Source organism: Streptomyces sp. NPDC001970, assembly GCF_053594115.1.
Genome location: NZ_JBSFDW010000008.1, coordinates 231,504 through 251,843, shown reverse-complemented (window position 1 = coordinate 251,843; position 20,340 = coordinate 231,504). Strand labels below are relative to the sequence as shown.

Here is a 20,340-nt window from a genome sequence, read left to right as displayed (position 1 = left end):
GGACCCGGCACGGGGCATGTTCCCGGCGCCGGGCTTCTGTCTGTTCGTGCCCGTTAATTGCCCGAGTCTGTTTACTTCGCGGAAATCGGGGCGTAGTCTTGCGAGGAAACCACAGGTTCGGGCATGGAACGGACGTAAACCCACATGTACGCACCCGAGCGTCAGCAGCAGATCATTCGCCTCGCCCGCGAGGGCGGACGCGTCGATGTGCTGTCTCTCGCCGACGAGTTCCAGGTCACCGCCGAGACCATCCGGCGCGATCTGAAGGCCCTGGACCGGGCCGGGCTCGTTCGCCGGGTGCACGGCGGGGCCATCCCGGCCGGGCGGCTCGACTTCGAACCGGACCTCGCCGAGCGCGAGTCGACCGCCGCCGACGAGAAGGACCGCATCGCGCGGGCCGCGCTCGCCGAGCTGCCCGAGGACGGAAGCGTCATCCTCGACGCGGGTTCCACGGTGGCGCGACTGGCTGCCTCGTTCCCGCTGGAGTGCTCGCTCACGGTCGTCACCCACGCTCTGCCCGCCGCGGCAAGGCTCGCGGACCACCCCGGAATCGACCTGCATCTGGTGGGCGGCCGGGTCCGGCACCGTACGCGCGCGGCCGTCGACGCGTGGGCACTGCGGGCGTACGGGGAGATCCGCGCCGATGTCGTCTTCCTCGGCGCGAACGGCTTCTCGGCGGGGGCCGGGCTGACCACGCCCGATCTGGCCGAGGCCGCCGTCAAGCGCGCGCTCGTCGCCGCGGCCCGGCGCGTGGTGCTGCTGGCCGACTCCGCCAAGTACGGCGAGGAGCACTTCGCCCGCTTCGCCGACCTCGCCGATGTCGATCTGCTCATCACGGACAGCGGGCTCAGCCCCGAGGACGCCGCGGCGATCGAGGCCGCGGGCACGGAAGTGGTGCGCACATGATTCTCACCGTCACCCCGAACCCGTCGCTGGACCGGACGTACGAGATCCCGGGCCTGGAGCGCGGCGAAGTGCTGCGGGCCACCGGCGAACGCATGGACCCCGGCGGCAAGGGCGTCAATGTGTCACGGGCGGTCGCGGCGGCCGGGCACCGGACGGTCGCGGTGATGCCGCTCGGCGGCGCTCCCGGCGCGCTGGTCGCGGATCTGCTGGCGGGACAGGGGATCGAGGTGGCGCCGGTACCGGTGGCGGGCGCGACGCGGTCGAACGTCGCGCTCGCGGAGCCGGACGGCACACTGACGAAGATCAACGCACCGGGCCCGCGGCTGACGGCCGACGAGTCGACGGCGCTGCTCACGGCCGTCTCCGCCCACTCGCCGTCCGCGTCCTGGATCGCGTGCTGCGGCAGCCTGCCGCGGGGCCTGGAGCCCTCCTGGTACGCGGAGTTGGTGGCCCGGGCGCACGAGTCGGGTGCCCGGATCGCCCTGGACACCTCCGGACCGTCCCTGCTGTCGGCCCTGTCCGGCCGCCCCGACGTGGTCAAGCCGAACACGGACGAACTCGCCGGGGCGGTCGGCAGACCCCTGGCGACGGTGGGCGACGCGGTGAAGGCGGCGGAGGAGCTGCGCTCGCTCGGGGCGGTCGCGGTGCTGGCGAGCCTGGGAGCGGACGGGCAGCTGCTCGTTTCCTCAGCCGGGACCTGGTTCGCGTCCGCCGCCGTCGCCGCCGATCGCATCCGCAGCAACGTCGGCGCCGGCGATGCGTCCCTGGCCGGCTTCCTGGCGGCGGGCGGCGAGGGGCCGGACGCCCTGGCCGCCGCGGTGGCGCACGGCGCGGCCGCCGTCCAACTCCCGGGCAGCGTGATGCCCACTCCGTCCGACCTCGATCCCGCCGCGGTCCTGGTGACCGCGGACGTCCCCCTCGACCGCGTACTCACGGAGCAAGGGAGCCCGCGATGAGCGACATGATCACCGTGGACCTGGTCGACCTCGACCTGGCCGCCGCAACGAAGGACGAGGCGGCCCGTTCGCTGGCCGAGCGCATGCGCGCACTCGGCCGCGTCACCGACCTCGACGGCTTCCTCGCCGACGTGGCCGCGCGCGAGGCCCAGATGCCGACGGGCCTCGACGGAGGCATCGGCATCCCGCACTGCCGCAGCACCCACGTCACCGACCCCACCCTGGCCTTCGGCCGCGCGCCCTCCGGAATCGACTTCGGCGCCCCGGACGGCCCGGCCGACCTGATCTTCCTCATAGCCGCCCCTGCGGGCGCCGACGACGCCCACCTCACCATCCTCTCCTCCCTCGCCCGCCGTCTCATGAACGAGGACTTCACCTCCGCCCTCCGCGCCACCCCCTCGCCGGCCACGGCCGCGGCCCTGATCAGCGGCGACATCGAGCCGGCTGATGCGGCCGTGGGGGACGCGGAGACTGCGGGGGCCGCGACGGCCGACGCCACTGATGCCCCCGCCGGACAGGAGCCCGACGTGGAGCCCGCGCTTGAGCCCGACGTGGAGCCCGCGCTTGAGCCCGACGTGGAGCCCGCGCTTGAGCCCGACGTGGAACCCGCGCTCGAGCCTGCGGCCGCGCGGGGCGCCGGAGGTCCGGCCGCACCGGCAGGCCCCGGTGCGGAGCCGGGCGACGCAGCTGTCGGCGGGCCGGGGGTGTCTCCCGGTTCACGGGACGGCGGGCAGCGTGAGGGAGAGAGGCCCTTCCGCGTCGTCGCCGTCACCTCCTGCCCCACCGGCATCGCCCACACCTACATGGCCGCCGAGTCCCTCGAAAAGGCCGGCCATGCCGCGGGCGTCGACGTCGCCGTCGAGACGCAGGGTTCCGCCGGGTTCACCCGGCTCGACCCGGCGGTCGTCGAGGCCGCGGACGGCGTGATCTTCGCGCACGACGTCCCCGTACGGGACAAGGAACGGTTCGCCGGGAAGCCCACCGTCGACGTGGGCGTGAAGGCCGGCATCAACCGCCCCGCCGAACTCATCGCCGAGGTGCGCGAGAAGGCCGCCCGCGGCGAGGTGACCGACACCGCCCGGGCCACCCCCGTCGAGCGCGGTGGCGAGGCCGACGAGGGGTACGGCACGAAGCTCCGCAAGTGGCTGATGTCCGGCGTCAGTTACATGATCCCGTTCGTCGCCGCAGGCGGCCTCCTCATCGCCCTCGGGTTCGCCATCGGCGGTTACGAGATCACCGGCGCCAAGTCCGTCGCCGAGGTCTTCGCCTGGGGCGACCACACCAGCTGGGCCGCGCTCCTCTTCCAGATCGGCGGGCTCGCGTTCAGCTTCCTGATCCCCGTACTCGCCGGGTACATCGCCTACGGAATGGCCGACCGCCCGGGCCTCGTGCCGGGCTTCGTCGGCGGGGCGATCGCCATCACGATCAAGGCGGGCTTCCTCGGTGGCCTGGTCGCCGGACTCCTCGCGGGCGCCGTCGTCCTCGCGATCCAGAAGGTCAGGGTGCCCGCCGTTCTGCGCGGCATCATGCCCGTCGTCGTGATCCCGCTGATCTCCTCGGTGATCGTCGGATTCCTGATGTTCCTGGTGATCGGCGAGCCGCTCGCCAGGCTTCAGCAGGGTCTCACCGACTGGCTGAACGGTCTCACCGGTGCCAATGCCGTCATCCTCGGCGTCATCCTGGGCCTGATGATGTGCTTCGACCTGGGCGGCCCGCTCAACAAGGTCGCGTACACCTTCGCCGTCGGCGGTCTCGCCAACGCCACCGACGGCTCCCTCAAGGTGATGGCCGCGGTGATGGCCGCGGGCATGGTGCCGCCGCTGGCGATGGCGCTGGCCACGACGGTGCGCGGCAAGCTGTTCACGAAGGCCGAGCGGGAGAACGGCAAGGCGGCCTGGGTGCTGGGCGCTTCCTTCATCACGGAGGGTGCGATTCCGTTCGCCGCGGCGGACCCGCTGCGGGTCATCCCCTCGGTGATGGTGGGCGGCGCGGTCACCGGCGCGCTGTCGATGGCCTTCGAGTGCACTCTGCGCGCACCGCACGGCGGCATCTTCGTGGTCCCGCTGATCGGCAACCCGTTCCTCTACCTGGTCGCCATCCTTGCGGGCACCGTCGTCAGCGCGGGCCTGGTCATCCTGCTGAAGGGCATGCGGAAGACGTCAGTGGTGAGCCCTGCGGCGCAGGAAGCCGCGGCCGAGAAGCCCACGGTGGTCGCGGCCGTCTGAGCCTCGCCCGACGGTCCGTCGGTCAGCGCACCCGCGCGCGGAGCTCCATCGCCCCGCGCGCGGTGCGCTCGTCGGCGTAGACCTCGCACATGTGGCGGCCGTCGGGCGTCGCCGTGTGCTCCACCTCCCACAGGCTCAGCTCCGTGCCGTCGAGCAGCAGGAACGCGTGCTCGTAAAGCGTGAAACCCGAGCCCCGGTCGTCGATCAGGCACTGACGGCCGAACGCCTGGCCGATGTGGTGCGCGAACGCCGACCGCAGCAGCCGGGCCGTGTCCTCGCCCGGCCGGTCCGGGTTCTCGGCACGGCGCAGGAGACGGCGGGCGTGGTCCGGGGAGTTGTCGGGGACGTACGTGCGTGCGGGGGCGGCCGGGGGAGTGGCCAGCAGCCGGCCGAGCAGCTCCAGATCGGCCTCGAGGTCGGGCTCGGGCTCGAGGCCGGGATCCGAGCCCGGCTCGGCGTCGAACAATGCGGCGAGACCGTCCGTCCGTGCACGATCCGCCCGCTCCGGATGCCGTGCCCGCAGCCGGGACGCGGCGAGCCGTGCCTCCCCCTCCTCCGCATACAGCTCGTGTTGCTCGGCACCGTCCCGGCCGGAGTTGTGCACCAGCTCCCAGAGGGTGACGGCGGAGCCGTCGGCCAGCAGGTACGTATGCCGGTAAGTGGTGCGGTGCAGGTCCGCGCTGTGGTGCGAGGAGTGCAGCGAGCCGGCGTGCGCCAGCGCGGATTCGAGCCGCTCGACCGTGGTGTCGGGCAGGTCGAAGGAGTTGAGTGCCCGACCCAGGAGCCGCTCGAGGTGCGTCTCGGTTGTCTCGTACGGATCGTTCAAGGTGGATCTCCGGATCTCCAGGCCGTTGCCACACGTCACTTGATGACTGCTTAACGTAGTCCCTGGGTCTGACATCTCGTCCAGGGTTCGGGAAAACGAACGGGGCGTGCACAAAGTTTCCCCGCACCTCCGCGCTCCCCCAACTCCCGTGCGTGGTAAGGACGTCGGGCCGCCGGGCAGGTGTCTCGTGTCAGCCGACGGAGGGCCCGTAAAGCTCCCGGTACGAGGGGAAGTCGCCGCCCGGGCCGGTCACGGTGCGCGCCGCCCGCACGGCGCGCACGATCGCCCGTGTCACGACGTCCGCGCCCGCCGCGAGCACGGCGTTGAGGGCGAGCGGGTGAGGACCGAGCGGGTGTACGCCGGTCGCCAGGGTGAAGACCGTGTCGCCGTCGTTGAGGAGATGGACGGGGCGCACGGCGCGTGCGATGCCGTCATGCGCGGTGCCGGCGAGCTTCTGCGCCTGGGCGCGGGTCAGTTCGGCGTCGGTGGCGACGACGGCCAGGGTGGTGTTGAGCGGCGGCACGTCGTCCGTCTCGGCCGCCTGGGCGAGGCGGCGCAGGGCCGCCGCGTGCACCTCGGGGGAGGGGAACGCGGGCCGCTCGCCGGTGAAGTACTGCCCGTACAGCGCACCCGTGTCCGGATCGACCGCCGAGCCCGCGCCGTTGGCCACGACCAGCGCCGCGACCGTGGCCCCGCCGGGCAGCACGGTGCTCGCCGTGCCGACTCCGCCCTTGATGCGCCCCACCACCGCGCCCGTACCGGCGCCGACGTTGCCCTCCTCCACCGGTGCGCCCGGCTCCGTGCGCGCCGCCGCCTCCACCGCCGCGCGACCGGTGGCCACGTCCGGCCTGGCCCGCCAGTCGCCGCCGCGGCCCAGGTCGAAGACGCAGGCGGCCGGGACGACCGGCACGACCTGCCCGGGCTCGCGGCTGACCGGAAACCCGCGCCCCTGCTCCTCCAGCCAGGCCATCACCCCGGACGCGGAGTCCAGCCCGTACGCGCTGCCGCCGGTCAGGACGACCGCATCGATGCGCTGGACCAGATTGCGCGCGTCGAGCGCATCGGTCTCCCGGGTGCCGGGCCCGCCGCCGCGCACGTCGACGGCGGCGATCGCCCCGCCCTTGGGCGCGAGGACGACGGTGGTGCCGCTGAGAGCGCCCGGTCCGGAGAGCCGGGCGTGCCCGACCCGCAGACCGGCCACGTCGGTCAGGGCGTCGTTCCGTGCGTCGCTCGATCCATGAGCAGATGCCGTGTCTGTCATGGACCTTGCCTATCACGCCGGTCGACGGGGCCGGCCGCGATGGGTCAGCGTCTCGCCCACCGCCACCGCCGCGGCCGCCACCAGCCCTGCTGCGAGCACCGCCCACTTGCCCGCGAAGGTGCAGGCAAGGATTGCCAGCGCCGAGAGGGGCAGCGGCAGCTGCTGCGCGAAGCCATGCTTGAAGTGGCGTGAGTGCAACAGCCATACCGTCAGCAGGAACGCCGCCGTGGGTACGGTGACCGCGGCCGCCGCGGCCGCTGTCGTGATATGGGACTTGTGGATGGCCGTCTCCACCGCCACCTCCAGGCCCGCCCCGATGGCCGCGGCGGACGCGAAGATCACATAGTGACCGTAACCCCACAGGAACGACTCCCTGTTGGACCTCAGCCGGGCGTGGACGGGCACCGCGAAGTAGATCCACCAGGCCGCGAACACGATCAGCAGCCCGCCGGCGGCGATCGGCAACAGGTCCCCCAGCTCGGGGCTCATGTCCAGCGCCGACTGCACCCCCACCGTGGCGGCGAGGATCGTCTCGCCCAGCACGATGATGGTGAACAGGCCATAGCGCTCGGCGATGTGGTGGGCGTGCCAGCTGGTGGCCAGGGAACGCTCGGCGAGCAGCGGTACCGCCATCTCCGCGAGCGCCATCACGAGGAACACCCAGGGAAGTGCGCCCTGGGGCGTGAACACCAGCGCTGTCCAGCCGACCTGACAGAGGGCGATCCCGCCCGCGTACCGAAGCGCAGTCCTCCGCTCGGCGCCCCGCGTCGATGCCGCCGCCCTCAGCCACTGCGTGATGAGCGCCAGCCGCATCACCACATAGCCGAGGAAGACCATGAGGAAGTCCTGGTGGAGGAAGGCCCGGGCCACCCCGGCGGCGAGGATCAGCACTCCCGCGATCTGGATGAGCGTCACCACCCGGTACGGGATGTCGTCGGTGTCGTACGCGGAGGCGAACCAGGTGAAGTTCATCCAGGCCCACCAGATCGCGAAGAACACCATCGCGTAGTTGCGCAGCCCGTCCCCGGCATGGCCCTCGGCCACAGCGTGGACCAGCTGCGCCCCGGCCTGCGACACGGCGACCACGAAGCAGAGGTCGAAGAAGAGCTCCAGCGGGGTCGCCGTGCGGTGCGCCTCGTCGCGGCTGCGGGCGCGCATCCGGCGCACGGCCCCGGAGCCGCCGCCGGCGGCTGATGCGGATGTGGACGTCATGCCATCAGCACATCAGAGCGGAAGCGGTCCGGTGCGGGAGACGCGCTATCCCGGTCTCCTGCCGTGTCCCGCCGCACCGAGTCCCGCGTCGTTGCCGGACACCGGTGACACCGGTGACACCGGTGACACCGGTGACACCGGGGCCCCGTCGCCCCCGGCGTACCCTTGACGTATGAGCACCGCCCCCGCCCCCGGACCGCGCGATGCGGAGGAAGCCCGGCCGCAGCCCCTTCCGACGCCGGCGCTGATCTTCGAAGATCCGCTGGACCAGCAGTCCTCGGACGATACGGACCGCGGGTGGGGCGAGCGGCCTCCGACGAGCGGCGACACCGCCTCGGACCTTGCCCGCTTCCTCGACGAGAAGCCCCCGCACCACATCTGATCCCCGCTCGGGTGCCGTGTCAGCACAGCGTCACCGCCAGCCGTGCCCCCGTGCCCGCGCCGGCGAGCGCCGCAGCGACAGGACGCGGGACGGACAGGACGATCAGCGCTCCCCCTTCCGGGAAGGTCTCCCGCCCCCGCGGAACCTCGGCCACCCGGGCGCCGGTCGCGACGACACGGGCCTCGGACGCCCCGCCCGCCGTTGAGTCGGCAGCCGCGATGACGTCGACCCGGTCGCCCGGCTCCAGCAGCCGCACCGTCTCTGCGTCCGCGATGCGTACCGGTGCGGAGACGAGGTCCACGGGCGGCGGCCGGTGCTGCCGCAGGGCAACAGGGTCGCCGTGCGGCTCCGCAGACTCCGCACCGACCGGCGCGCGCGGCCCCCATGCAGCCAGAGCGGCCGCCGTCACCGCAAGCCCGGCCGCCAACGCACGCCTCCTCCGCCGCAAGGCCCGCCGCAGCCGCAACCGCTGCCACCCGGACCGCACATGCAGCGGCGCGAACGCCGGCACCCCGCACGGCTCCGGCGCGGCAGCGGGCGGCAAGCCCGTCGGCCGGCCGGACGCCACGGAGTGCCCGCGCGGCTGGTGCGGCCCGGTACCGGGCCGCCCGTCCGGCCCCTGCAGCCTCGCCGCCCATGCCCGGTGCGGCTCGTGCGCCCCAGGATCCTGCAGCCCACGCCGACGGGAGCCTCCGCCCGGCCCGCCTCGCCCGCCCGGCGGCCCGCCGTGCGCGTAAGGCGCGTCCGCGGTCCCATGCCCACGGGGAGAAAACGCAGGAGGCACAGGAGGCACAGGAAGTGCAGCAGACGTGGGAGACGCGGGAGACGGAGAAACAGGAAGCACGGGAGTCGGAGAAAGAGGAGTGAGCGGAGCAAGCGAATGAAGCGAGGGAAGCTGCGACATCGTCGTGACCACCGTTCGTGAGGGTCGTGAGGTGCTGTGCCGAACGCACCTCACGATCCCCGCTTCCCCGCCACCTCGCCCGCGCCTGTGGATCAAGCCCCGACTGTGGACAACTCGCTCACTCCACAGGGTGATTACGGCAGGTGATCGGGCACGTGACTACGGCAGCTCCATCCCCGTCTCCAGCCCGTTCAGCGCCGTCGTGCACAGGCAGTTGCGGTCCTCCGTCGCCTGCAGCCCGGCCACCGAGTCGAAGAGGACCCCCCGCAGCCGGTCCACGTTCGCGGCGAAGACCTTCAGCACCTCCTCGTGGGAGACGCCTTCGCCGGCCTCCGCCCCCGCATCGAGGTCCGTGACGAGCGCCATCGACGTGTAGCAGAGCTCCAGCTCGCGAGCGAGCGCCGCCTCGGGGTGCCCGGTCATGCCGACCACGGACCAGCCCATCGCAGCGTGCCAGCGCGACTCGGCGCGCGTCCCGAAGCGAGGCCCCTCGACGACCACCAGCGTCCCGCCGTCGACCGGCTCCCAGTCCCGTCCGCGCGCGGCGGCCAGGGCGACGGAGCGCCCCGCCGGGCAGTACGGGTCGGCCAGCGACACGTGGACCACCTTCGGCACCGTGCCCTCCGGCAGCGGCTCACCGTCGAAGTACGTGTCCGTGCGCGACTTCGTACGGTCCACCAGCTGGTCCGGGACGAGCAGTGTCCCCGGCCCGTACTCCGGTCGCAGTCCGCCGACCGCGCACGGCGCCAGCACCTGGCGTACGCCCACGGAGCGCAGGGCCCACAGATTGGCGCGGTAGTTGATGCGGTGCGGCGGGAGGTTGTGGCCGCGGCCGTGCCGGGGGAGGAAGGCGACCCGGCGGCCGGCGATCTCGCCGAAGAAGAGGGAGTCGCTGGGACTGCCGTACGGGGTCGGGACCTCGACTTCGGTCACGTTCTCCAGGAAGGAGTAGAAACCCGAGCCGCCGATCACGCCGATCTCGGCGCGCTGGGCGGTCCCTCGCTGCGCACTCTCCGCACTTCCCGCGTTCCCCGCGTTCCCCGCGTTCCCCGCGTTCCCCGCGTTCCCCGCGTTCCCCGCGTTCCCCGCGTTCCCCGCACTCCCCGTGCGGTCCGAACTCTCCGCGCTCTCTGCACTCGCTGCACTCTCTGCGTTCGCCATGGCGATCACAGTAGCCGCGCCCGAATACGCCAAGGGCCCCACCGTTCGAGAACATTCGATAACGGGTGAGGCCCCAGAGGCTACGAGTGCCCTAAGAAGGGCTTGCGGGAGGCTGTCGCCCCTCGCCAAGGCTCAGGCAGCCGTGGATCCGCTGCTGGACGTGCCGGAGCCGCTGGACGACGAGCTCGACGCCGCCGGCTTCGCGTCCGGCGAGGACTTGGCGGTCGAAGTCGACGAGGAGGGCGAGGAGGACGCAGACGCAGGCGAGCTGCTCGACGACGCACCGCGGCTGTCGTTCCGGTAGAAGCCGGAGCCCTTGAAGACAATGCCGACGGCCGAGAACACCTTCTTGAGGCGTCCCTGGCAGCTCGGGCACTCGGTCAGGGCGTCGTCGGTGAACTTCTGGACCGCCTCGAGGCCCTCGCCGCACTTGGTGCACTGGTACTGGTAGGTCGGCACTTGTCTTCCTCCTGGCACTCTCACTCGATGAGTGCTAACGACGGTCCATAGTGACGTATTCCGCGGGATCAGTCCACCGTCACCGGCGCTCGGTGACCGATCCCACGTGCGACGGTACGGCTGTGCCCCCTCGGTGCGAGGCGGGACCGCAGCGCCGCCAGACTGGCGAGAGCGAGCGCGGTGCCCACCAGCGGGACCACGAATCCGGCGCTCGAGCCGTGGGCGTCGGCCAGCTGTCCGGCGACCGTCACCGCGGCCGCCTGGCCCAGCGCCACGGCGCCCGTCAGCCAGGTGAACGCCTCCGTCCGGGCCGATGCCGGCACCAGCGTCTCGACCAGCGTGAATCCGCTGATCAGCGCGGGCGCGATGAACATGCCGACGACCAGGCCCAGCACGCCGAGCAGCACCACGGAGTCTGCGGCCCACAGGAGCGACGCCGCGGCCGTCAGGCCCGCGTAGCCGAGCACCAGGCGGCGCCGCGGCCCGGACTTCCAGGCGATGGCGCCGACGGCGATGCCCGCCAGCATGTTGCCGGCCGCGAAGAGCCCGTAGAGCAGACCGTTCGTGCCGGGCCGGCCGATCTCCTCGGCGAACGCGGTCAGCGAGACCTGCATACCGCCGAAGACCGAGCCGATGCCGAGGAAGGCCACGGCCAGGACCCGCACGCCCGGCACGGACAGCGCCGATGTGTGCCGGGCATGGGCCTCCCCGCCGGCACGACGGCCGAAGGCGGGCTGCGTGCGGCTCTGAGCGGCGAAGAGCAGGCCGCCGGCCAGCGTCAGCGCGGCCTCGGCGACCAGACCGGCGGCCGGGTGGACCCCGGTGCACAGCGCGGTGGCCAGGACCGGTCCGACGACGAAGGTGAACTCGTCCGTGACGGACTCGAAGGCGGCGGCCGTCGGCATCAGCGGGGAGCCTCCCACCTTCGCCGCCCAGCGGGCCCGCACCATGGGGCCGACCTGCGGCACAGAGGCACCGGTGGGCACGGCCGCCGCGAACAGCGCCCACAGGGGCGCGTCCGCGAGCGCCAGCGCGGTCAGCGTGACGACGGACGCGGTGTGCACGAGGACGCCGGGCACGAGCACGGCGCGCTGGCCGAAGCGGTCGGCGAGCTTGCCGCTCTGCGGCGCGAAGAGCGCCATGGAGACACCGGTGACTGCGGCGACGGCGCCGGCGCTGCCGTACGAGCCGGTGGTGTGCTGGATCAGCAGGACGATGCCGATGGTGAGCATCGCGAAGGGCTGCCGGGCCGCGAACCCGGGGAGCAGGAATGTCCACGCCCCAGGGGTACGGAGCAGCTGTCCGTAGCCGGGGCGCTTGCCAGAAGTGACCGTGGACGCCACGGTCCTTGCCTTTCTGCCGCCTGGTAGCGCTCCCCGGGGTGCCGGGAGCAGCCGAGAGCTGTCCTCTTGCGCGGAACTGCGGTAGATACCGGTGCCCACTGCGGGGAGACTCGGCCGCCATACGGTCGCGCCAGCTCTGCGTCAGACAGAGTTGGTCGATCAGTGTGCCTTCATGCTACAGGGGCCAACAGCCTTCAGGCCTGTGAAATTGCCGACCCGGACCGATCCGCACCTGCGATTAACCGACCGTTCAAATGGAGGCCTTGGCTCCACTCGAGTCGGCGGCCCTCCGGCGGCCTTCCGGCGACCGTCCGCATGGTCCGCGAGCCCTGGCGGTAGCCCCGGTAGCCCCGGTAGCCCCGGTAGCCCCGCGGCCTTCCGGCGACCCTCCGCCCGGTCCGCGCGGCCTTCGGCCGTCCGCCTCAGCCCCCGCCGGTCCCCAGCCAGCCGGCCAGCTTTCCGCCCTGCCCGACCGCCCGCAGCCGTGCTTCCGCCGCGTCCCGCACCGGATCCGTCGCCACCACCAGCAGCTCGTCCCCGCGCCGCAGCACGGTCGACGGGAGCGGTACGAAGCTCTTGCTCTCCCGCACGACGAGGGTGACCGCGGCGCCCTTCGGCAGCCGCAGCTCCGAGACCTCGACGCCGTGCATCCGGGACTTCGCCGGGATCGCCACGGACAGCAGATGCCCGCGCAGCCGCTCGAGCGGCGCCGACTCGATGCCCAGGTCGGCAGCGGCCTCGCCCCCGTCGCCGAGCCGTAGTGCCCTCGCCAGCCAGGGCAGCGTCGGCCCCTGTACCAGCGTGTAGACGACCACCAGCACGAAGACGATGTTGAAGATCCGTCTGCTGCCCTCGACCTCGTACACCATCGGAATCGTCGCCAGGATGATCGGGACGGCGCCGCGCAGACCCGCCCAGGACATCAGTGCCTTCTCCTGCCAGGGCATCCCGAACGGCAGCAGGCTGAGGACGACCGACAAGGGCCGCGCCACCATGGTCAGCACGAGTCCGATGACGACGGCCTTCCAGAAGTCGTGCACCAGCTCGTGCGGGGTCACCAGCAGGCCGAGCAGGACGAACATGCCGATCTGGGCGATCCAGCCGAGCCCGTCCGCGAAGCCCCGGGTGGCGGGCGAGTGCGGCAGTCTGGAGTTCCCGAGCACCATGGCCGCGAGATAGACGGCGATGAAGCCGCTGCCATGGGCGATGGCTCCGGCCGCGTACGCCGTCACGGCGATCGCCATGACGGCGATCGGGTACAGGCCCGACGCGGGCAGCGCCACATGGCGCAGGCCGAACGCGCCGACGAAGCCCACCGCGAGACCGATCGCCGCGCCGATCGCCAGCTCCAGGACGATCGTCCCGATGAGGACGTACCAGTTGTCCGTCGGCCAGGTTGTCGAAAAGGCCACGACCAGGATGACCACAGGGGCGTCGTTGAAGCCCGACTCCGCTTCCAGTACGCCCGTGATGCGCGACGGCAGCGGCACCCTCCGCAGTACGGAGAAGACCGCGGCTGCGTCCGTCGAGGAGACCACCGCGCCGATGATGAGCGCCTGGCGCCACTCCAGTCCGACCAGGTAGTGGGCACCGGCAGCCGTGACCCACACGCTCGCCGCGATGCCGACGAGCGACAGCGACGCCGCCGCGGGCAGCGCCGGCTTGATCTCCTTCCACTTGGTGCCCAGGCCACCCTCGGCCAGGATCACCACGAGTGCGGCGTAGCCGATCACCTGCGTCAGTTCGGCGTTGTCGAACGCGATGTTGAAAATGCCGTCCTGCCCGATGGCGATCCCGATGCCCATGTAGAGCAGCAGGCTGGGGAGCCCGCTCCGGGAGGAGATGCGCACCGCGGCGACGGCGATGAGCAGGACGAGCGAGCAGATGAGCAGGAGCTCGTTGAGGTCGTGGACAGACAGTGGCCGATCCTTCCCCTTGCGCCCGGATTGCCGGATCGTTCCTCCAGCACGCAATCCGGAGGCGACACTTCGTTACCTTACCTAATCTTTAACGTTTCCTTGATGTCAGTGATCAGTTGACCGCTCGCCGCTCGATCGCCAGTTCGATGAATTCCGGCCAGTGGCATTGTTCGTATGGCGTTACTGATACCGCGTCCGGGCAAGATTCGCGCTGCGCCTATGGTTGCTCCAGCACTCCCTGGTCCACCCTGCCCCTCGAAGGACAGCGATGCCCGCCAACACCACCGCCCCTGCGGCCGAGAAGCCCGCCAAGAGGAAGGGGCGACGCGCCCGTCTGATCGTGATCCTCCTGGTGCTGTCGCTGGTCGGGGGCGTCGGCTACGGCTCGTACTGGGGCGTGAGCGCCGTACGTGCCTCCTTCCCGCAGACCACCGGCACGATCAAGCTCAAGGGCCTGTCGAGCCCCGTCGACGTCAAGCGTGACGCCAACGGCATTCCGCAGATCTACGCGAGCAGCGACGAGGACCTGTTCAAGGCCCAGGGCTATGTCCACGCCCAGGACCGCTTCTGGGAGATGGACGTACGGCGCCATGTGACCGCCGGCCGGCTCTCCGAGATGTTCGGCTCCGGGTCGGTCGAGACGGACGCCTTCCTGCGCACGCTCGGCTGGCGCAAGGTGGCGGAGCGGGAGTTCGAATCCGAACTGTCGCCCGAGACCAAGAAGCACCTCCAGGCGTACGCGGACGGCGTGAACGCCTACCTGGAGGGGCGGAACAACAAGGACATCTCCGTCGAGTACGCCGCTCTCGGCTTCACCAACGACTACAAGCCCGAGAAGTGGACGCCGGTCGACTCGGTGGCCTGGCTCAAGGCCATGGCCTGGGATCTGCGCGGCAACATGCAGGACGAGATCGACCGTTCGCTGATGACCAGCAGGCTGAGCGCGCAGCAGATCAAGGAGCTGTACCCGGCCTATCCGTACGAGTCGAACAAGCCGGTCGTCCAGCGCGGCGCCGTCGACCCCGACACCGAGAAGTGGGACCCGGAGGCCGAGCCGTCCTCGGACTCGGACTCCGGCTCCGGCTCCGGCTCCGGCTCGGCGGACAGTGGATCGAACGCGTCCGTGCAGGGCACTCAGGGGACCCAGGCCGACCAGGACGCACAGGGCATGCAGTCCCAGCTCTCCGCGCTCTCCGACTCCCTCGACGGCATCCCGGCTCTGCTCGGCCCGAACGGCAACGGCATCGGCTCCAACTCCTGGGTCGTCTCGGGCGCGTACACGACCACCGGCAAGCCGCTGCTGGCCAACGACCCGCACCTGGCGCCGCAGCTGCCCTCCCTCTGGTCGCAGATGGGCCTGCACTGCCGCGCGGTCTCCGACAAGTGCACCTTCGACGTCGCCGGATACACCTTCTCCGGCATGCCGGGCGTGATCATCGGTCACAACCAGGACATCGCCTGGGGCTTCACCAACCTCGGTGCCGACGTCACAGACCTCTACCTGGAGAAGATCTCCGAGACCGGCTACCTGTCCGGCAGCACGATCAAGCCGTTCACGACCCGCGAGGAGATCATCAAGGTCGCCGGCGGCGAGAGCCACACCATCCTGGTCCGCGAAACCCAGCACGGCCCGCTGGTCTCCGACCGCAGCGATGAGCTGGAGGGCGTCGGCAAGCGCGCACCGGTCAAGACCTCCGCCCCGGACCGGGCCGCGGGCTACGGCGTGGCGCTGAGGTGGACCGCGCTGGACCCGGGCAAGTCCATGGACGCGGTCTTCAAGCTCAACCGCGCCAAGGACTGGGACAGCTTCCGTGCCGCCGCCAAGGACTTCGAGGTCCCGTCCCAGAACCTGATCTACGCCGACACCAAGGGCCACATCGGCTACCAGGCACCCGGCAGGATCCCGATCCGCGCCGAAGGCCTGGACGGTTCCATGCCGGCGCCCGGCTGGGACCCGAAGTCCGACTGGAAGAAGTACATCCCCTTCGACGAGCTGCCGTACGAGTTCGACCCGAAGCGCGGCTACATCGTGACGGCCAACCAGGCCGTCGTGGACGCGAAGAAGTACCCGTACCTGATCACCACGGACTACGGCTACGGCTCCCGCAGCCAGCGGATCAACGACCTCATCGACTTGAAGACCAAGGACGGCGGGAAGATCTCCACGGACGACATGCGCACCATGCAGATGGACAACAGCAGCGAGATCGCCAAGGAGCTGACGCCGCATCTGCTGAAGATCGACATCTCCGACCCGTACGTGCGGGAGGCGCAGAAGCTGCTGGAGGGCTGGGACTACACCCAGGAGCCGGACTCCGGGGCCGCGGCCTACTTCAACGCCGTGTGGCGCAACGTCCTCAAGCTCGCCTTCGGCAACAAGCTGCCCAAGGAGCTGCGCGTCGAGGGAGAGTGCCTCAACGTGCGTCCCGCCGACAACACGGGACCGGTCGACGATCTGCACCGGCTCGTGCGCGAGTGCGGCCAGCGCGACGCCGAGTCGGCCCAGCCGGACGGCGGCGACCGCTGGTACGAGGTGGTGAGCGGGCTGCTGAAGAACGAGACCAGCGAGTGGTGGCAGACCCCGCCGAACCGCAAGGAGATCGGCACCGCGACCCGTGACGACCTGCTCAAGCGGGCCATGGACGACGCCCGCTGGGAGCTCACCGCCAAGCTCGGGAAGGACGCCTCCACCTGGAGCTGGGGGCGGCTGCACCAGCTGACGCTGAAGAACCAGACGCTCGGCACCGAGGGTCCCGGCGCCCTGCAGTGGATGCTCAACCGCGGCCCGTGGAACCTGGGCGGCGGCGAGGCCACCGTGAACGCGACCGGCTGGAACGCGGCGGGCGGCTACGAGGTGATCTGGGTGCCGTCGATGCGGATGGTCGTCAACGTGGGCGACTGGGACAAGTCCCGCTGGATCAATCTGACCGGCGCCTCCGGGCACGCCTACAACGCGCACTACACCGACCAGACCGACAAGTGGGCCAAGGGCGAGCTGCTGGACTGGGCGTACGGGGACAAGGCGGTCGAGGCGGCGACGCAGGACACGCTGGTGCTCAGGCCGGTGGCGGCCGGGCCGTGATCGTGCGCAGGGCGGTGCTCAGGCCGTGATCTCCGGCCGCTCAGGGCGTGATCCCCGGGCGTGATCCCCGGGCCTGGGCCCCGGGGCGCGGGCCTCGGGCCGCTCAGGCCGTGAAACGGCGGACGCCTTCGGGCGTCACCACCGCGTGCACGGGGTGGTCGTGCGGTTCCTCCGGGACCAGCGCGACCACCTCGTTCGCGTACAGGAGCACCACGAGCCGCGGCTGCACACCCGCCCGGGAGAGCCGGGCGAGCACGCGGTCGTACGAGCCGCCGCCGCGGCCGAGCCGCATCCCGCGCTCGTCCACCGCGAGCCCGGGCAGCAGTACGGTCTCCGCGTTCAGTACGGCCTTGTGGCCGAGCCGCGGCCCGTCCGGCTCCATCAGTCCGCGCCGGGCGGGCACGAGATGGTCCGGGCCCTCGTACTCCGCCCAGTCGAGATCGTTGTCGTCGAGGAGCACCGGGAGAAGCACGCGTACGCCCCGCGTGCGCAGCGCGTCGATCAGCGCACGCGTGCCCGGTTCGCGCCCCACCGACACATAGGCGGCCACGGTGCGTACGGCGGCAAGTTCGGGGAGTTCGAGCGCGTGCCGAGCGAGAACCAGGGAAGCCTCACGGACGTCTTCAGGGGACAGCAGGCGTCGTGCGTCGAGCAGTTCACGCCGTACTGCGCTCTTTCCGGACATGTCCGCATCCACGAAAACCTCACAAACCATGGCCAATATGTCTGTATGAGGAGAAAGTTAACCGGAGGCTAATCTTCCGCCCATACGCAGCAGATATGGTGCTGCGCATGACTCAGTCCCACACCAGGATCAGCAAGGCTGTCATCCCGGCCGCGGGCCTCGGAACCCGGTTCCTGCCCGCTACGAAGGCCACTCCCAAAGAGATGCTGCCTGTCGTCGACAAGCCGGCCATCCAGTACGTCGTCGAAGAAGCGGTGGGCGCTGGTCTCACGGACGTCCTCATGGTCACAGGCCGCAACAAGCGCCCCCTCGAGGACCACTTCGACCGCAACTACGAGCTGGAGGAGGCCCTGAGGCGCAAGGGCGACGGCCAGCGTCTCGCCAAGGTCCAGGAGTCCAGCGACCTCGCCACTATGCACTATGTGCGCCAGGGCGATCCCAAGGGCCTCGGCCACGCCGTCCTGTGTGCCGCTCCGCACGTGGGCGACCAGCCCTTCGCGGTCCTCCTCGGCGACGACCTGATCGACCCGCGCGACCCGCTGCTGTCCCGGATGGTCGACATACAGGAGCGGGAGGGCGGCAGCGTCATCGCCCTGATGGAGGTGGATCCGGCCCAGATCCACATGTACGGCTGCGCCGCCGTCGAGCCCACCGGTGACGACGACGTCGTCAGGGTGACGGACCTGGTCGAGAAGCCCGAGCCGGCCGACGCGCCGAGCAACTACGCGATCATCGGCCGTTACGTCCTCGACCCCGCCGTCTTCGGGATACTCCGCGAGACCGAGCCGGGCCGTGGTGGCGAGATCCAGATCACCGACGCCCTGCACAAACTTGCCGCCGACGAGAAGATCGGCGGCCCGGTCCACGGCGTCGTCTTCAAGGGCCGCCGCTATGACACCGGCGATCGAGGCGACTACCTCCGTGCCATTGTCAGACTCGCGTGCGAACGTGAAGACCTGGGCCCGGATTTCCGGACCTGGCTTCGCCGTTACGTCACCGAGGAGATGTAGCACTTTGAGCAGTACGGCAACACCGTCCACCGGCCCGGGCGCGGGCACCGCCGGGAGTGCCGCCGCGGGCACTGCCGGGAGTGCCGCGGCGCTGTGGTCCGTGGACGAGCACCTGGAGGACATCCTCGGCGCGATCCGCCCGCTCGACCCCATCGAGCTGCCGCTGGCCGACGCGCAGGGCTGTGTCCTGGTCGAGGACGTGACCGTCCCGGTAGCCCTGCCGCCCTTCGACAACAGCTCGATGGACGGGTACGCGGTCCGGGTCGCCGACGTCGCGGGCGCGAGCGAGGAGTTCCCCGCGGTCCTCACGGTCATCGGCGATGTGGCAGCCGGCAGCGGAGAGCCGCCCACCGTCGGCCCCGGGCAGGCCGCCCGCATCATGACCGGAGCGCCTCTGCCGCCCGGCGCCGAGACGGTCGTCCCCGTCGAGTGGACCGACGGCGGCGCGGGCTCCGGAGCGGCGACGACCATGCGCCCGGCCGGCGCCGCGCCCGAGGGCGCGAGCGGCGAGGTCAGGGTCCACCGGCCCGCGGAGGCCCGCGCGCACGTCCGCGCGCGCGGCAGCGACGTCCAGGCAGGCGATCTCGCCCTGACCGAGGGCACCGTCATCGGCCCGCCGCAGATCGGTCTGCTCGCGGCCATCGGCCGCGGCACCGTGCGGGTACGGCCCCGTCCGCGCGTCGTCGTGCTCTCGACCGGCAGCGAACTGGTCCAGCCCGGCGAGGAGCTGCCCAAGGGCAAGATCTACGACTCGAACAGCTACGCGCTCACCGCAGCGGCCCGCGACGCCGGTGCCATCGCCTACCGCGTCGGGGCGGTGACCGACGACGCCGACGAGCTGCGCGCCACCATCGAGGACCAGTTCATCCGCGCCGATCTGCTGGTCACCACGGGCGGCGTCAGCGTCGGCGCGTACGACGTCGTCAAGGAGGCGCTCTCCTCGGTCGCCGACGAGGACGAGCCGGGCAGCGGGATCGACTTCCGCAAGCTCGCCATGCAGCCGGGCAAGCCGCAGGGCTTCGGCTCGATCGGCCCCGACCACACCCCGCTGCTCGCGCTCCCGGGCAACCCCGTCTCGTCGTACGTGTCGTTCGAGCTGTTCGTCCGCCCGGCCATCCGTGCACTGATGGGTCTGAAGGACGTCCACCGCCCGCGCGTGCACGCCGAGGTCCAGGCCGACAAGGCGCTGCCGTCGCCGGCCGGGAAGCGTCAGTTCCTGCGCGGTGCCTACGATGCGGAGAAGGGCACCGTCACCCCGGTCGGTGGCAGCGGGTCCCACCTGATCGCGGCCCTCGCCCAGGCCGACGCGCTCATCGTGGTCCCCGAGGACGTCACGTCCCTGGAGCCGGGCACCGAGACGGAGGTGGTCCTGCTCGGCTGACAGGATGTGGTCCTGCTCGGCTGAGCGCTCCGCCGTGGCGGTACGGTGTCTGACCACACAGTGACCAGGAGCCACAGCAATGAGCGCGCAGCAAGGACTCACACACATCGACGAGGCGGGCGCGGCCCGTATGGTCGACGTCTCCGAAAAGAGCGTCACCGCGCGCACGGCCCGCGCGAGCGGCCGGGTCCTCGTCTCGCCGCGCGTCGTCGAGCTCCTGCGCGGCGAGGGAGTCCCCAAGGGCGACGCCCTCGCCACCGCCCGGATCGCGGGCATCATGGGCGCCAAGCGCACGCCCGACCTGATCCCTCTGTGTCACCCGCTGGCGGTCTCGGGCGTGAAGCTTGACCTGACCGTGGCCGACGACGCCGTCGAGATCCTCGCGACGGTGAAGACGACGGACCGCACCGGCGTCGAGATGGAGGCCCTGACGGCGGTGTCCGTGGCCGCGCTGACCGTCGTCGACATGATCAAGGCGGTCGACAAGGCGGCCGTCATCTCCGACATCCGGGTGGAGGAGAAGACGGGCGGAAAGTCGGGCGACTGGTCGCGCGAAGGAGTGACACGGTGACCCCGCGCGCCGGTGAGGTCCACAGCCATGCGCACGGGACCGCGCCCCAGCACGACG

At 71.3% G+C, this 20,340-nt stretch carries 17 protein-coding genes; 8 read left to right on the top strand and 9 right to left on the bottom strand.

Annotated features, from left to right (window positions below; translation table 11 throughout):
* The first annotated feature begins 144 nt into the window (after nt 1–144).
* From ACWCP0_RS13500 to ACWCP0_RS13490, 3 genes are read left to right on the top strand one after another with little or no spacing between them, the layout of a single operon-like run.
* Nucleotides 145–906 (top strand): DeoR/GlpR family DNA-binding transcription regulator, encoded by a 762-nt coding sequence (locus tag ACWCP0_RS13500; protein WP_451078963.1) that lies wholly within the window; start codon nt 145–147, stop codon nt 904–906.
* Nucleotides 903–1,862, top strand: a complete 960-nt coding sequence (pfkB, locus tag ACWCP0_RS13495; RefSeq protein ID WP_451078962.1) for a 1-phosphofructokinase — start codon at nt 903–905, stop codon at nt 1,860–1,862. The genes ACWCP0_RS13500 and pfkB overlap by 4 nt, the downstream gene beginning before the upstream one ends.
* The gene (locus tag ACWCP0_RS13490) at nt 1,859–4,087 is read left to right on the top strand and encodes a PTS fructose transporter subunit IIABC (protein ID WP_451078961.1); all 2,229 of its coding nucleotides are present in this window, start codon (nt 1,859–1,861) and stop codon (nt 4,085–4,087) included. The genes pfkB and ACWCP0_RS13490 overlap by 4 nt, the downstream gene beginning before the upstream one ends.
* Nucleotides 4,088–4,109: 22 nt before the next feature.
* Here ACWCP0_RS13490 and ACWCP0_RS13485 read toward each other — a convergent pair whose 3' ends face one another.
* From ACWCP0_RS13485 to ACWCP0_RS13475, 3 genes are all read right to left on the bottom strand, one after another.
* Nucleotides 4,110–4,913, bottom strand: coding sequence for a DUF6227 family protein (locus tag ACWCP0_RS13485; RefSeq protein WP_451078960.1), 804 nt, complete (start codon nt 4,911–4,913; stop codon nt 4,110–4,112).
* A 190-nt stretch (nt 4,914–5,103) separates the two neighbouring features.
* Nucleotides 5,104–6,174 (bottom strand): P1 family peptidase, encoded by a 1,071-nt coding sequence (locus ACWCP0_RS13480; protein WP_451078959.1) that lies wholly within the window; start codon nt 6,172–6,174, stop codon nt 5,104–5,106.
* A gap of 12 nt (nt 6,175–6,186) precedes the next feature.
* On the bottom strand, nt 6,187–7,386 hold the full coding sequence (locus tag ACWCP0_RS13475; protein ID WP_451078958.1) for a low temperature requirement protein A: 1,200 nt from the start codon (nt 7,384–7,386) through the stop codon (nt 6,187–6,189).
* A 172-nt stretch (nt 7,387–7,558) separates the two neighbouring features.
* Between ACWCP0_RS13475 and ACWCP0_RS13470 the strand changes: the two genes are divergently transcribed.
* A complete protein-coding gene (locus tag ACWCP0_RS13470) occupies nt 7,559–7,768 on the top strand; it encodes a hypothetical protein (RefSeq protein WP_451078957.1) in 210 nt (69 codons plus the stop codon).
* A gap of 19 nt (nt 7,769–7,787) precedes the next feature.
* Here the strand turns inward: ACWCP0_RS13470 and ACWCP0_RS13465 are convergent, their stop codons facing one another.
* From ACWCP0_RS13465 to ACWCP0_RS13445, 5 genes are all read right to left on the bottom strand, one after another.
* Nucleotides 7,788–8,195, bottom strand: a complete 408-nt coding sequence (locus tag ACWCP0_RS13465; protein WP_451078956.1) for a hypothetical protein — start codon at nt 8,193–8,195, stop codon at nt 7,788–7,790.
* 636 nt (nt 8,196–8,831) lie between these two features.
* Complete coding sequence (locus ACWCP0_RS13460) at nt 8,832–9,833, bottom strand: S-methyl-5'-thioadenosine phosphorylase (RefSeq protein ID WP_451078955.1); 1,002 nt, start codon at nt 9,831–9,833, stop codon at nt 8,832–8,834.
* A gap of 132 nt (nt 9,834–9,965) precedes the next feature.
* On the bottom strand, nt 9,966–10,292 hold the full coding sequence (locus tag ACWCP0_RS13455; RefSeq protein WP_451078954.1) for an FmdB family zinc ribbon protein: 327 nt from the start codon (nt 10,290–10,292) through the stop codon (nt 9,966–9,968).
* A 68-nt stretch (nt 10,293–10,360) separates the two neighbouring features.
* The gene (locus tag ACWCP0_RS13450) at nt 10,361–11,635 is read right to left on the bottom strand and encodes an MFS transporter (protein WP_451078953.1); all 1,275 of its coding nucleotides are present in this window, start codon (nt 11,633–11,635) and stop codon (nt 10,361–10,363) included.
* Nucleotides 11,636–12,057: 422 nt separating this feature from the next.
* Entirely contained in the window at nt 12,058–13,608 is a 1,551-nt protein-coding gene (locus tag ACWCP0_RS13445; protein WP_451078952.1) for a potassium/proton antiporter, read from the bottom strand.
* Nucleotides 13,609–13,822: 214 nt separating this feature from the next.
* Between ACWCP0_RS13445 and ACWCP0_RS13440 the strand changes: the two genes are divergently transcribed.
* A complete protein-coding gene (locus ACWCP0_RS13440; RefSeq protein ID WP_451078951.1) occupies nt 13,823–16,636 on the top strand; it encodes a penicillin acylase family protein in 2,814 nt (937 codons plus the stop codon).
* Nucleotides 16,637–16,739: 103 nt separating this feature from the next.
* On the opposite strand, the gene ACWCP0_RS13435 is transcribed toward ACWCP0_RS13440, so the two are convergent.
* Nucleotides 16,740–17,321, bottom strand: coding sequence for a 5-formyltetrahydrofolate cyclo-ligase (locus ACWCP0_RS13435; RefSeq protein ID WP_451078950.1), 582 nt, complete (start codon nt 17,319–17,321; stop codon nt 16,740–16,742).
* Nucleotides 17,322–17,428: 107 nt separating this feature from the next.
* On the opposite strand from ACWCP0_RS13435, the gene galU reads away from it, so the two are divergent.
* The 3 genes from galU (at nt 17,429) to moaC (ending at nt 20,283) form a co-directional block, all read left to right on the top strand.
* Nucleotides 17,429–18,331 (top strand): UTP--glucose-1-phosphate uridylyltransferase GalU, encoded by a 903-nt coding sequence (galU, locus tag ACWCP0_RS13430; protein WP_451078949.1) that lies wholly within the window; start codon nt 17,429–17,431, stop codon nt 18,329–18,331.
* Nucleotides 18,332–18,335: 4 nt separating this feature from the next.
* Nucleotides 18,336–19,712, top strand: coding sequence for a molybdotransferase-like divisome protein Glp (gene glp, locus ACWCP0_RS13425; RefSeq protein WP_451078948.1), 1,377 nt, complete (start codon nt 18,336–18,338; stop codon nt 19,710–19,712).
* A 79-nt stretch (nt 19,713–19,791) separates the two neighbouring features.
* Complete coding sequence (moaC, locus tag ACWCP0_RS13420) at nt 19,792–20,283, top strand: cyclic pyranopterin monophosphate synthase MoaC (RefSeq protein ID WP_451078947.1); 492 nt, start codon at nt 19,792–19,794, stop codon at nt 20,281–20,283.
* Nucleotides 20,284–20,340 lie beyond the last annotated feature (57 nt).